Annotated in this window: 12 protein-coding genes; 9 read left to right on the top strand and 3 right to left on the bottom strand. The window is 64.0% G+C overall.

Going from position 1 to position 13,147, the window contains the following annotated elements; genetic code table 11:
* The first annotated feature begins 1 nt into the window (after window position 1).
* The 5 genes from CR492_RS11575 (at window position 2) to CR492_RS11555 (ending at window position 4,736) form a co-directional block, all read left to right on the top strand.
* Complete coding sequence (locus tag CR492_RS11575) at window positions 2–1,708, top strand: cation:proton antiporter (protein WP_102843908.1); 1,707 nt, start codon at window positions 2–4, stop codon at window positions 1,706–1,708.
* A gap of 56 nt (window positions 1,709–1,764) precedes the next feature.
* Window positions 1,765–2,160 carry a DoxX family protein gene (locus CR492_RS11570; RefSeq protein ID WP_102843907.1) on the top strand — a complete coding sequence of 132 codons (396 nt, stop codon included), beginning with the start codon at window positions 1,765–1,767 and terminating at the stop codon, window positions 2,158–2,160.
* A 13-nt stretch (window positions 2,161–2,173) separates the two neighbouring features.
* On the top strand, window positions 2,174–2,899 hold the full coding sequence (locus tag CR492_RS11565; RefSeq protein ID WP_102843906.1) for a phosphatase PAP2 family protein: 726 nt from the start codon (window positions 2,174–2,176) through the stop codon (window positions 2,897–2,899).
* Window positions 2,900–2,967: 68 nt separating this feature from the next.
* Window positions 2,968–3,903 carry a diacylglycerol/lipid kinase family protein gene (locus CR492_RS11560; RefSeq protein ID WP_102843905.1) on the top strand — a complete coding sequence of 312 codons (936 nt, stop codon included), beginning with the start codon at window positions 2,968–2,970 and terminating at the stop codon, window positions 3,901–3,903.
* Window positions 3,904–3,911: 8 nt separating this feature from the next.
* Complete coding sequence (locus CR492_RS11555; protein ID WP_180982522.1) at window positions 3,912–4,736, top strand: metallophosphoesterase family protein; 825 nt, start codon at window positions 3,912–3,914, stop codon at window positions 4,734–4,736.
* A gap of 17 nt (window positions 4,737–4,753) precedes the next feature.
* Here the strand turns inward: CR492_RS11555 and CR492_RS11550 are convergent, their stop codons facing one another.
* Window positions 4,754–4,996 carry a hypothetical protein gene (locus tag CR492_RS11550; protein ID WP_102843903.1) on the bottom strand — a complete coding sequence of 81 codons (243 nt, stop codon included), beginning with the start codon at window positions 4,994–4,996 and terminating at the stop codon, window positions 4,754–4,756.
* A gap of 254 nt (window positions 4,997–5,250) precedes the next feature.
* Here CR492_RS11550 and CR492_RS11545 point away from each other — a divergent pair, with 254 nt between their 5' ends.
* The 3 genes from CR492_RS11545 (at window position 5,251) to CR492_RS11535 (ending at window position 8,369) form a co-directional block, all read left to right on the top strand.
* Window positions 5,251–5,652 carry a DUF4399 domain-containing protein gene (locus CR492_RS11545; RefSeq protein ID WP_102843902.1) on the top strand — a complete coding sequence of 134 codons (402 nt, stop codon included), beginning with the start codon at window positions 5,251–5,253 and terminating at the stop codon, window positions 5,650–5,652.
* A gap of 103 nt (window positions 5,653–5,755) precedes the next feature.
* On the top strand, window positions 5,756–6,907 hold the full coding sequence (locus CR492_RS11540; RefSeq protein ID WP_102843901.1) for an FIST N-terminal domain-containing protein: 1,152 nt from the start codon (window positions 5,756–5,758) through the stop codon (window positions 6,905–6,907).
* Window positions 6,894–8,369, top strand: a complete 1,476-nt coding sequence (locus CR492_RS11535) for an ATP-binding protein (protein WP_102843900.1) — start codon at window positions 6,894–6,896, stop codon at window positions 8,367–8,369. The genes CR492_RS11540 and CR492_RS11535 overlap by 14 nt, the downstream gene beginning before the upstream one ends.
* A gap of 106 nt (window positions 8,370–8,475) precedes the next feature.
* On the opposite strand, the gene CR492_RS11530 is transcribed toward CR492_RS11535, so the two are convergent.
* On the bottom strand, window positions 8,476–9,105 hold the full coding sequence (locus tag CR492_RS11530; RefSeq protein WP_102843899.1) for a response regulator: 630 nt from the start codon (window positions 9,103–9,105) through the stop codon (window positions 8,476–8,478).
* A 788-nt stretch (window positions 9,106–9,893) separates the two neighbouring features.
* On the opposite strand from CR492_RS11530, the gene adh reads away from it, so the two are divergent.
* Window positions 9,894–11,414 (top strand): aldehyde dehydrogenase, encoded by a 1,521-nt coding sequence (adh, locus tag CR492_RS11525; RefSeq protein WP_102843898.1) that lies wholly within the window; start codon window positions 9,894–9,896, stop codon window positions 11,412–11,414.
* Window positions 11,415–11,587: 173 nt separating this feature from the next.
* Here the strand turns inward: adh and CR492_RS11520 are convergent, their stop codons facing one another.
* Window positions 11,588–13,114 carry a hypothetical protein gene (locus tag CR492_RS11520; RefSeq protein WP_102843897.1) on the bottom strand — a complete coding sequence of 509 codons (1,527 nt, stop codon included), beginning with the start codon at window positions 13,112–13,114 and terminating at the stop codon, window positions 11,588–11,590.
* Between the last annotated feature and the right edge of the window lie 33 nt (window positions 13,115–13,147).

Here is a 13,147-nt window from a genome sequence, read left to right as displayed (position 1 = left end):
TATGGACCATATTCACGCCGTTCTTGATTCCCTTCAGCCCGTCGTCCTCTTGCTGCTGTTCGGCGTCATCGCCGCCGTGGCCTGCCGCGCGGCGCGCCTCAGCCCGATTGTCGGCTATCTGGTGCTCGGCATCCTGCTGCACGCCAGCGGCGTCGACGGCGCGAGCTCCACCATCGCCCTGCTGGCGGAGCTTGGCGTCGTCTTCCTCCTGTTCGATATCGGCCTGCATTTCTCGCTGGGTCATCTGCGCGAGCAGGCGCGCGACATCTTTGGCTTCGGACCGGTGCAGGTCGCACTTGGCGGGCTGGGTCTCGGCCTTGGCGGCCTCATTTTGGGGCTCGCCCCGCTGCCCGCTTTTCTGCTCGGGGCGACGCTGGCCCTCTCCTCCACCGCGGTCGTCGCCGGGCTGCTGGCGCAGCGGCGCCAGCAGAATTGCCCGGTCGGCCTTACCGCCACCGCGATTCTCATCTTTCAGGACGTCGCCGCGATCTTCCTTTTGATCATCGTCAACGCCATCGGCGGCGAGTCGGGCTCGATGGCCCCGCAGCTCTTCCTGGCGGTGCTCAAGGCGGCGGCGGCCTTCGGCGTCGCCTTCGCCTTGGCCCGCCTTGTCGTGCGGCCGCTTTTCGATCTCATCGCCCGCACCGACAACGCCGAAGTTTTTACGGCGAGCGCACTGCTCGTCGCCCTCGCTGCGAGCTGGGCGACGGGCTCGATCGGACTTTCCCTCACGCTCGGCGGATTTCTCGGCGGCATGATCATCGCGGAGACGCCCTATCGGCCGATCATTCAGGCGGAGACCAAGCCATTCCGCAATCTGCTGCTGAGCTTCTTCTTCATCTCGGTCGGCCTTTCGCTCGATCTTAACGCGCTCGGCCAGAACTGGCTGGCGATCCTTGGCGTCACCATCGCCCTGATCGCCATCAAAATCGTCACCAATGGCGTCGCCAGCCTGATCTTCCGCTGGTCGATTCCCGGCTCGACCCAGCTCGGCTTCCTGCTCGCCCAGGGCTCGGAATTCGCCTTCGTCATCCTCAGCATGCCAACGATGCGCCTTCTGATCGGCGACCGCGCCGCGGCGATCATTATTTCCGCCGTTGCTCTTAGCCTCGCGCTAACGCCGGCAATCGCCAAGGTCGGCCGCAAACTCGCCGGCAAAATGCGCGCGCGCCGGGCGGCGAAGCAGGAGCGCGAACTTCTCCAGAGCGAACTCGCAGCTCCCGTGCTGATTATCGGCATGGGGGCAGTCGGCCGCACCGTCGCCGACGCGCTGAGCGAATTCGACATCGGCTATGCGGCGATCGAGGCCGATCAGAAGGCCTTCGCGGACGCTAACGCCGACGGCTATGAGGTCTTGTTCGGAGACGCCTCGGATCCGCGCATCTGGGAGCCGCTCAACGTCAGGGAGCGCAAAATCGTGGTCATCACGACGCCGGACCTTCGGGTTTCGCGCGAATTGACTCCGCTCGCGGCGCTGGCCTTTCCCCACATCAAGCGCTTCACGCTTGCCGCGGACGAGGATGAACATGCGGCCTTTGCGGCGATCGGCCTGCTGCCCGTCATCGACGCCTCGACCCCGCCGGGCCTCGATCTCGCCGTCGCCGTGCTGGTCGAGCTCGGCATCGACCGCGCGGCGGCCGAGGCCTGGGCGCTCGAACATGAAGCGCGCGCGCGGGACTCCATCGTCGCCGCCGAGGCGGCCGAATAGGCGCGCCGGCGCACCTTGGAGCAGGCGGGTCGCGGGCGGATCGTTGTCGCGCGCCGATGCGCTGGGCAATGGCGGCGTTCTATTTCGCCGCCGGCGCGCTACACCTCGCCCATCCCGAACGGTTCCTGCCAATCATGCCCGGCTCGGTTCCCTACCCTCGCGCGGTGGTGCTCGCGACGGGCGTCTGCGAGATCGCCGGCGCGCTCGCTTTGATGGTCCCGCGCCTGCGCCGCCTTGCCGGCGTTATGCTGGCCCTCTATGCGATCGCGGTCTTCCCCGCCAATCTCAAACACGCCTTTGCAGGCGTGCGCGTCGAGGGCCTGCCCGACAGCTGGATTTATCATGGGCCAAGACTCGCGATGCAGCCTGTGCTGGTCTGGTGGGCGCTGTTTTGCTCCGGCGTTATCGACTGGTCCTTCAGCCTGCGCCACAAGAAGGCTCCTTCGACATGAGGCGGAACGCGCCTTGAAGCCGCCATCCCTGCAAACGATCCGCTCCGCTGTCGCGCGTTCCGGATTTCAGCCGCTGGTCGCCCTGTTCCTGATCTCGGCCCTGATCGCTTTCGCGCTCATCGTCGACGAAGTGTTCGAAGGCGGCACGGCGGCGACCGACCGCGCGCTTCTGCTTGCGTTACGGACGCCGGCCGACCCCGCCATTCCCATTGGACCGCCCTGGCTGCTGCAATCGGCTATCGATATCTCGGCGCTCGGCGGCTTCACTGTGATCTGGCTCATGACCGCCGCCGCGAGCGGCTTTCTCATTCTTGCCAGGCGGTGGCGCGCCCTTGTGATTCTTGTGGCGGCGATCGGCGGCGCCTCAGTGCTCAACGCTTTGATCAAACTCAGTTTTCATCGAACCCGACCCGATATCGTTCCGCATCTGACGCAAAGCTGGAGCGCCAGCTTTCCAAGCGGCCACGCCATGATCTCGGCGGCCGCCTATCTGACCATCGCCGCAATCGTCGCGGAAACGCAGACGTCGAAGGCCGTGCGCCTTTATCTGGTCTCGCTGGCGGTGCTGATGACGGTGGCGATCGGCGTCAGCCGGATTTTTCTGGGCGTCCATTGGCCCTCCGACATCATCGCCGGCTGGGGCGCGGGCGCCGCCTTCGCGCTCTGTTTCTGGATCATCGCGCGAAAGGCCGCGCCGGAAACGAGACAGGCGCAGGAGGCCTTGCGCGACGAAAACTGACAGCCAAGGCAAAGCCGTCAATCGTCTTTCTTCGGAACGGCTGGCTGCAGCGCGGCGTTCAGTTCACCATGACCGATAATTTATCGCCAGATCTTGATCGGCGGCCTGCTGGAACGCCTTCCATCCGACGCATCGCCGCCATCGTCAACGAGGCTGGCGGCAGCGTCGGCGCCGGCGCGGCCGACGAGATGCGGACGATCCTTTCAGCATTCACAGGCGACGCTGAGGTCGTCAGCGTCGGGCCGGGCGAGATCGTCGCCGCGCTGCGCGCCGCCGTCGACACAAATCCAGACCTTCTCATCACCCTCGCGGGCGACGGCACGGCGCGTCTCGCCGCCGAATTATGCGGAGCCGACGGCCCGCTGTTCGCCCCGCTCGCCGGCGGCACCATGAACATGCTGCCTTATGCGCTCTATGGCCGGGGCAAATGGCAGGACGCGCTCGAAAGCGCGCTCAAGGCCGGCCGCATTCGCGCAGCGCCCGGCGGCTCGGTCGCGGGACGCCAGTTCTACGTCGCAGCGATTCTCGGCGCCCCCGCGCTCTGGGCCCCGGCGCGCGAAGCGGTGCGGCACGGAAAGCTCATGCTGGCCCTGATGCGGGCGCGGCGGGCGCTCGCCCTCTCCTTCAAATCGAAGCTTCGATTTGAACTCGACGGCGGCCGAACCAGCAAGGCGGAGGCAGTCGCTTTCGTGTCGCCGTTGATGACGGCCGCTTGCGCCGGCGAGGCCTATATGGAGGCGGTCGCTCTCGATCCGCGCCACGCCGCCGACGCGTTCCGGATCGGCTTCACTTCCCTTTTTGGCGATTGGCGGAGCGATCCGGCGGTCCGCTCGCACTGCTGCAAGGCGGCGCATGTCGCCGCAAGGCAGGCCATTCCATGCCTGCTCGACGGAGAATTGTGCCGCCTCGACCGCGACGTCGATGTCGCTTTTGTCTCCAACGCCTTCTACGCGCTCGTCGGGCCGGATGCGCCGCCGGCAGCGGCCGATGCTGCTAAACTGTGACAGGCCCCGTGACCATCCGGCTTGTCCATCTCAGCGATCCGCATTTTGGCTGTGAGAACGGCGAGGCGGTTGAAGCCGCAGCAGCAGCCGCGACAGCATTGCGGCCGGATCTTACGATCATTTCCGGCGACCTCACCGCCGAGGGACGATCGCGCGAATTTTCCGCCGCGCGGGAATGGCTGGCGCGTCTGCCGCAGCCGCAGATCGTCACGCCGGGCAATCACGACACACCGGTCTGGAACCTCGCCCAGCGCCTGTTCCGGCCCTTCGGCCGTTATCGCGACTTCGTCGGTCAGTCCGCCACGAACGGCTATTTTCCCGGCCTCACCGTCCGGAGCCTGAATACGGCGCGCGGCGTTCAGCCCCGATTCGACTGGTCGAAGGGCTCAATCGACCTTGCCGCCGTAAAGAAGGCGGCCGAGGAAATGGCGATCGCCAGCAAGGCGCTCAAAGTGTTTGTCTGTCACCATCCGCTGATCGAGATGTCGAATGCCGCCGTGTCCGGCGGCGTGCATCGCGGCCTTGCCGCCGCCCGCCTACTCGCCGAGCAGAACATCGATCTAATCCTGAGCGGCCATGTCCATAATCCCTTCGCCCTCGCTTTGCCGTGGGGCGACGGAATGACCTATGCCGTGGGGGCCGGCACGCTCTCGCAACGCACGCGGGGAACCCCGGCCTGCTTCCTGACCATCGAGGCCAGTCTGGAGACGATCACGGTTGCCGTACAAGAATGGACCGGCGCCGGTTTCGAGCAGGGACTCGTCTGGGCGCTGCCGCGCCGCCGCCTCGAAGATTGTCGCTCGAAGGAGGAGGCAAGCCTCCCCCTCCGCTAGAGGCCTACGCCCGCAGCCTATCTGCCGAAGGAAAAGTTGCCAGGACCTTCCGGATGATAGGGACTCGCCCCAAGCCCAATGCGGCCGCGGGTGCCCGAGCAATCATAGGCCGCGCGGTCCTGCTGCTGCAGCGAATAGCCCGTCGGGCAGCGATCGGTTGGTTCATAATAAGACTCTGGCGGTTCGTGATAGCGCTGCGCCAGGGCCACGCCGGGAGCGGCCATTGCGACCGAGACAAGGAGTGCCCCAAACCATTTCATGTGAACTTTCCTTCGAACAGACGCGGTCGATTGCGGACACAAGGCGCGAGAATTCCGCCGTTCGTCAAGCGCTCGCCATCCCCAAAAGGCGCTCTCTTTCATATTGGCCGTCGGGGGTCTCTTGTAAGCCCGGGGGGCCAATTTTTTCAAAATCGGCTTTCCGCAGACGCCGACATCGGGCCTACTCCATCACCACCCGCGGCCTTCAGGCAGATCAGGCTTCAGGCGCGCTGCCAAGACGACAGGATTTTATCATGAAGCATGCCATAAATCTCGCCGCCTTCCTTGCGTTCACGGTTGCGGCGCCGGCATTCGCCGCCCCCGAGCCGCGCGTCTATTTCATCGAGCCCAAGGATGGAGCGAGCGTTGAAAGCCCAGTCACAGTCAAATTCGGGCTGGACAATTTCAACCTGAAGCCGGCTGGCGACACAACGCCGGACAGCGGCCACCATCATCTCATCGTCGACGGCGCGCCCATTCCGAAAGGCGAGGTCATCGGCGCCAGCGCAACCTCGATTCACTTCGGCAAGGCGCAAACGGAAACACAGCTTAAATTGCCGCCCGGCAAGCACCAGCTGACCCTGCAGCTTGGCGATGGCGCGCATCTGTCGTATGGGCCGGATCTCAGCGCCTCGATCACGATCGACGTGAAATGATCGGTTGCAAGCGCGGCGCAGATTTCGGGCCGCGCAGTTCCTGCGCTAGAATAAGATTCAAGACAGGACAGGCGCGGCAAGCGCCGCGAGTGGAGACAGGCCAATGAGCGGGCGCGGGGCGATACGACGCGGATTTTCGACGGCGCCCGATCCCGTGACAGCGGTGCGCGAATTTCACGACGCCATCTCCCAGCCCGACATGGGCCTTGTCGTATTCTTCTGCTCGTACAGCTTCGACCTCAATGTGCTGGAGCCGGAGCTGCGGCGCATGTTCGCCGGCGTTCAAATGATCGGCTGCACCACGGCCGGAGAAATCACCCCGATCGGCTATCTTGACGGATCGATCACCGGCTTCAGCATCGCCGCCTCGCATTGCGTCGCGGCGACCGCATTGATGCAGAATCTGTCAAGATTCCAGATGTCCGACGGCCATGCCGCGACGCAAAAAGTCGTCTCGGCAATGGGCGAAAAAGGTTATACGCTCGACCCGCGGGATTCTTTCGCCCTGCTCCTCATCGACGGCATGTCCCGCAACGAGGAGGTCGTGCTCGCCTCGATGCATCTCTTGATGGACATGACGCCGCTCGTCGGCGGATCAGCGGCGGACAATCTCTGCCTCAACGGCGCCTTCGTCTATTGCGACGGCGCCTTCCACAGCGACGCCGCCCTGCTCGCGGCGATCCGCATCAAGGCGCCGTTCCGAATCCTGAAATGCCAGCATCTCATCGGCTCCGACGAGCGCATGGTGGTAACGCGCGCCGATCCCCACAGCCGCAAAGTGTTCGAGCTCAACGGCGAACCGGCGGCGCGCGAATATGCGCGTCTGCTCAATCTGCCCGAGCGGGCCCTGACGCCCTCGACCTTCTCCGCCTATCCGCTGATGGTCAAGATCGGCCCTGATTTTCATGTCCGCTCGATTCAGGCCGCCCATTTCGACGACAGTCTCACCTTCTTTTGCGCCATCGACGAAGGCGTGGTGCTGCGCCTCGCAAAAAGCGAGGCGGTGCTGCCCAATCTCGCCGCCTTTTTCGAGGGCGTGAACGAAAGCTTCGGACGACCCGAGCTCGTCATCGGCTTCGACTGCATCTATCGCAGCCTCGCACTGGAAAAGGCGCAGACGAAACGTCTCGCCGGAGAATTGCTCGCCGCCAATCATGTGATCGGCTTCAGCACCTATGGCGAGCAATTCGCCGGCATGCATCTGAACCAGACCTTTACCGCGATCGCCATTGGCAAGCCTTATGACGATCTTTGACTTTTCCGCTCCGGGCGCGGCGCGGACGCCGCCTTTTGAACCTTCTGCGGAGCAGCAGGAGGCCGCGGCGCTGCGGGCGGAAATCGCAAGGCTGCGCCGGGTCAACTCGGTGCTGATGGACCGTGTCGAAAACGACATGAGCGCCAAAAGCAACAACGCCTTCACCTTGTTTCAGGCGGCGATCACGCTGGAGAACAGGGTTGCGGAGCGCACCGCCGAGTTGACCAATCTGACGCATCAGCTGTTCCAGCAGATCTCGGAGCGCTGCGCTGCCGAAAAAGCCCTGCTGGCGGCGAAGGGCGATGCCGAAAAGGCCAATCTCAGCAAAACCCGCTTTCTCGCCGCGGCGAGTCACGATCTGCACCAGCCGCTGAATGTGGCGCGCCTGTTCCTTGGCATGCTTGGCGAGCATGTCGCCGGCTTTCCCGACCCACAGTCGCGCGGCTGCGAACTCGTCGCCAATATCGAGGCGGCGCTCGACACGGTCGACGAGCTGGTATGCACGCTCGTCGATATCTCCCGCCTCGACGCCGGCGTCTGGCCGGTCGAATTCAGCTCCTTCCCGCTTCAGCCGCTGCTCGATCGGCTCCGTCAGGATTACGAGCCGCAGGCGGAAGCCGTCGGTCTTCGCCTCAGGACGGTCGCGAGCGCCGCCTCGGTTCATAGCGATCGCGTTCTGATCGAACGCGTGCTGCGCAATTTTATCAGCAACGCGCTGCGCTATACTGCGCAGGGCTCGATCCTGATCGGCTGCCGCAAGCGCGGCGCGGAGATCGTGATCGAAGTTCATGACACCGGCGTCGGCGTCGCCGAGGATAATTTGAAGCTGATTTTCGAAGAGTTCCGACAAATTGGCGCGGCGGCGCGCGAGGGCGACCGCGGCCTGGGGCTCGGGCTTGCGATCACCGAGCGGATCGCCCGCCTGATCGACGCCAAAATCGAGGTCCGCTCGACCCTCGGACGCGGCTCGCGCTTCGCCTTGCGCCTCAGGTCGAGCGAGGCGCCCCCTGCCGTCCCCGAGCCCATCGCCGAGCCTGGCGGGGCGTCGCTCGCCGGGCTCTGCGTTGTCGTGATCGATAATGACATGCGTCTGCGCAACGCGCTTTCCGCGCTGCTGCGCTCCTGGAACTGCATCACCATCGCCGTGCGCTCGCCGCATGCGGCGATCACCGCGCTCATCGCCGCAAGGAAGGCGCCTCAGCTCGTCATCGCCGACTATCATCTCGATAATGGCGTTTTCGGAACGCAGGCGGTCGCGGCGATGCGGGAGGCGTTCGGGCAGGAGCTGCAGGCGTTGATCGTCTCGAGCGATTCGAGCGGAGAACTGCAGCGCGCATTGAAGCGGCAGGGCTATGATTTTCTCGCCAAGACCGCCCCGCCGATGCGGCTGCGCGCGATGCTCAGCGCGCTCGCCTCGCGTCGCGCCGCCTCAGCGGCGTCTCAGCAATCGTCCAGCCCGTGACATCCCGCAGCGCGCGCGCTGGAGCTTCCGCCCAAAAAGCTGGAGGCTTTTTGGACCAGGCGGATGCGTTGAAAAAATATCCTGGCGCACAAGTTTGTCCGAGCGCTCAATTATTCGACACCTGCACGCGCTCGCGCTGAAAGGCGACGATCGCCTGCGTGCGCGTGGCGACGCCCAGTTTCCGAAAAATCGTCGTGATGTGCACTTTAACGGTGAGGTCGCTGATCGACAGCGCACGCGCGATCTCCTTGTTCGACTTGCCGGCCGAGAGCAAACCGAGGACAGCGAGTTGGCGCGGCGTCAACGCGTCGGCCTCCGCGGGGCCGCGCTTCTCGCGGGCCTCGTCGCTGCCGGGAACATAGACCCCGCCATCGAGAACCTGTTTCAACGCGGCCGCCAGACCCTCCATGGAGGAGGATTTGGGGATAAAGCCGGCGGCCCCGCAGTTGATCGCCTGGTTGACGATCGTCGTATCGTCGATGGCCGAGATGATGACCACCGGCGTCGCCGGCGCAATGTTGCGGATCGCAACCAGTTCCGGCAGCCCCGTCATGCCCGGCATGCAGAGATCGAGCAGGATGAGATCGACGTCGTCGTTTTCGACGATCTCGAACAATTGCCTGCGATCCGCCGCCTCGACAAGCACAAGGCCGGTTGAGGGCAGCAACTGGCCAACGATATCGCCAAGCGCCCGGCGAAATACCGGATGGTCGTCGGCAATCAGAACTTTCGACATCGGGCTCCCCGCGCCCACCGGCGCAATTTCGACGCGCTGTCCTTCAACGGGCGGCGGCTGCGCGTCTTAGCCGGGTCCCTGAGCATCGCTGGTGCGACCTTTAGGGTATAGCCATCAGCGCGGCCCGCTCATTAAACTCCGCGCCCGTCGATCCCGCAATCGGGGCGCGCCGAATGGGAGGAACAGGTGGGGAACAAACATCCCGCCGGTCTGATTCTATTGTGCGCACAGCGCAAGAACGCCGACTGGTCCCAGAGGATGCTTGAACCAAATGACGCGCTGCGCCACTAAAAATCGTTCCGCGGGCGTCCGCCAGGATAAAAAGTTGCGCCGCTGGTTTTGTCCGCCAGGCGGCAAAGACGCCCGGCCGGATCCGCGGAGCCAGACCGCCTGTCGCGTGACGCATTTGCCGCCGGTGGCGAGCGGTCCGGCCCTCAGCACATAGAATGGGTTTCATCTCAAAAGGACAAAGCATGACCTTTGCCGGTCAGGCAACTGGAAAGTGTAGGAGCGGAACCTCGCGGCCGCCGCAAAGGCGGCTTTACACTCTGATCTGTTGCCGGCAAATGGACCACGCCGAGGCCAGCCGGCCTCACGAAAATGAATTCAGGCGATCGCGCAAGCGGTTGCGTTGAGAGAGGGATGCGCGAGCGATTCCTTTGGCGGACGATCGGACGGCGGCGCGCCTTGGCCGCAAGTGTCCGGCAAATGCTTCGGGCGGCGGCGCAGGACGCGGCGCAGCCCGAATGATCCGACGGGCGAGTGATCTAAAAAGGGGAGGAATATTTATGGTTGAAAAGCTTCTGGCCGATCTCAAGGATCAGATCGCCATCCGGCCGCATTATGACAATTTCATCGGCGGAAAGTGGACGCCGCCGGTCAAGGGCCAGACCTTTGAAAACATCTCGCCGATCGACGGCAATGTCGTCTGCACCATCGCCCGCTCCACCGCAGAGGACGTTGAGCTTGCGCTTGACGCCGCTCACGCGGCCAAAGAGGCCTGGGGCAATACCTCGCCGGCGCAGCGCTCGCTGGCGCTTTTGCGCATCGCCGACCGGATCGAGGAAAAGCTCGAGCTTCTCGCCATGGTCGAGACGATCGACAATGGCAAACCGATCCGCGAGACCAAGGCCGCCGATCTGCCGCTCGCCGTTGATCATTTCCGCTATTTCGCTGGCGTTCTGCGCGCCCAGGAAGGCGGCATCAGCGAGATCGACCACGACACCATCGCCTATCATTTCCATGAGCCGCTCGGCGTCGTCGCCCAGATCATCCCGTGGAATTTCCCGCTTCTGATGGCTGTGTGGAAGCTCGCCCCCGCGCTCGCGGCCGGCAATTGCATCATCATGAAGCCGGCCGAACAGACGCCGATGAGCATCATGGTGCTGATGGACGTCATCGGCGATCTGCTGCCGCCCGGCGTCCTCAACGTCATCAACGGCTTCGGCGTCGAATGCGGCAAGCCGCTGGCGCAGAGCCCGCGCATCGCCAAAGTCGCCTTCACCGGCGAGACGACGACCGGCCGCCTCATCATGCAATATGCGTCGGAAAACATCATTCCGGTGACGCTTGAGCTCGGCGGAAAGAGCCCCAACATCTTCTTCGAGGACGTCGCCGACGAAGACGACGATTTTTTCGACAAGGCCCTCGAAGGCTTCACCATGTTCGCGCTGAACCAGGGCGAGGTTTGCACCTGCCCCTCCCGCGCCCTCGTGCATGAGAAGATCTACGACCGCTTCATGGAGCGCGCCATCAAGCGCGTCAATGCGATCAAGCAGGGCAACCCGCTCGATCCCGCGACCATGATCGGCGCGCAGGCCTCGAACGACCAGCTCGAGAAGATCCTGTCCTATATGGACATCGGCCGTCAGGAAGGAGCCAAGGTTCTCGCCGGCGGCGCCCGCGCGGATGTCGGCCCGGAGCTCGCCAATGGCTTCTATGTGCAGCCGACGGTGTTCGAAGGCCACAACAAGATGCGCATCTTCCAGGAGGAGATCTTCGGGCCGGTGCTGTCGGTCACGACCTTCAAGGACGATGCGCAGGCGCTCGAGATCGCCAATGACACGCTCTATGGTCTCGGTTCGGGCGTGTGGACGCGCAACGGCACGAGAGCCTATCGTTTCGGCCGCGCCATCAAGGCCGGCCGCGTGTGGACCAATTGCTACCACCTCTACCCGGCTCACGCGGCCTTCGGCGGCTACAAGAAGTCAGGCATCGGCCGCGAAAATCACAAGATGATGCTCGATCACTATCAGCAGACCAAGAACATGCTGGTCAGCTACAGCAACAAGCCGCTCGGCTTCTTCTGATCTTTCGCCGCTCCGGAATTTCCCCGGAGCGGCGCCGAATCGCCGGACGCAAAAGGGCCGATCGGGAAACCGGTCGGCCCTTTTTGTTATCCCCCCGACAATTTCGCAAAAGAAAACGCCGCCCGCGTCTGAGACGGGGCGGCGTGTTTTTGGCTGGGCTTCGAGGCAGAAGCTTAGAAGAAGAAGGTCGTTCCACCGACGACGGCGTTTGTTCTGTAGGCGCCGCCGGACTGGTTGATGGACGTCGAGTTGATGAACTCGAACTGGAACGCCACCCAATCGGTCATCTTGTAGCGGACAAAACCGATCGCTGACTGATTGCTATGCAGGAGGAAGGGAACATAGCCCGCGCCTGTCGACCAGTCGAAGCTGTTCGCCTGGAGGAAGCTCTGGCCGTAGCTGCCGCCGATGGTAAACCGGTCGGCCAGGAAGGACGGGAAGTACGGGCCGCCGAAGGTGTATTCCGCCTCGGCGTACCAGCCGGACGAGTTGCGAGCCTGGCCATTCGGGCTGAGGGCTTGCCAGAAGAGACCAGTGGTGCCGAGCGCGCTGCCCCAGTAGCCGTAGCCGACGACGCTGAAACCATTCCAGTCGACGCGGGCGCCGCCGTCGACGCCGGACGATCTGGTCTGAGATCCGGGGCTGATAAAGGCGGTGACGGAATCGCCGGTTTCGGCGCGCTGCAACTGGGTGATCCCGTCGACCCACGCCGTCAGCTTGAAGTCGGGCGCGAGTTGACCGACGTATTTGATCTGGCCCTGGAATTGCGGCTGGTCATGCGCGGTCATCACGCCGCTCGTGGCGCCGCCGGTGAAAATATCCGTGGCGGCGAGCGGGGAGAACATTCCGACCGAGGCGGTGAAGCCGTTCCACCCGGGCGTCGTATAGGTGATCTGCGGAATCCAGTCGGCATAGACATAGCCAAGGCCGATGCGCCCGAGCGCCGTATTGCCGGGGGCGGCGTTGCCGGCCGCAGTGCCAACCCCGAACAGGGTGAAGTCGTTCAGGATCGCCTGGCCGCCGAACAGGCCAAGGTCGCGGCCGATTTTCAGGCTGCCAAGCTCAGGCGTTCCGATCGTGCCGAAAACCTGACGAAGGTCGATGCCCGGGGTGCCGAGCGCAAAGGCCGAACCGCCCGCGTTCGCATTTCTGGGATCGCTTCCGACGTTGACGTTGTTGCCGCCGAAATAAGCGCCGACGGTGAAGCCGAGATCCCAACCCATCTGGTTGGTCGCAAGGCTGAGGACCACGTTGCTCGGCAACAGGCCCGAACGAATGGCGTTGGAATTGTTGACCGTGCTGCCGCCAGCGAGGCCGCCCGTCACGCCGCCAGCGATCGCGGTGCCGGTGACGTTATTCTTGAACTGCTCAGCCCCGAAGAAGATCAGCGCGCCGGTGAGCTTCACGTCGACGTCGCCGACGGAGACAACGCCATTGTCCTTGGTGACGATCTGCTGGCCGGGAATACGGAAGCCGACGCCCTTGTCGAGCGCGGTCAGGTAGCGGCCGTTGCCGACAGGCGCCGCGCTATGCGGGCCGGGCTTCGAGACTTCGGCGGCGTGACGCTGCTTCAGCTTGGAATATTCGCTCTTGGTCAGGACGCCCTTGGCCTTGAGCTGATCGAGCAATTCATCTGTCGTATCGGCGCGCGCGGCGACCGAACCGACGAAAACAGAGGCCATCAGGCCGGCCATAGCCATATAGGCGCCGCTTCGGCGACTCCTGGATCTTCC

It is taken from the genome of Methylocella silvestris (assembly GCF_002891535.1).
Classification (GTDB): domain Bacteria; phylum Pseudomonadota; class Alphaproteobacteria; order Rhizobiales; family Beijerinckiaceae; genus Methylocapsa; species Methylocapsa silvestris_A.
The sequence above is the reverse complement of the archived record's forward strand: the minus strand, read 5'-3'. Positions and strand labels throughout refer to the sequence as shown.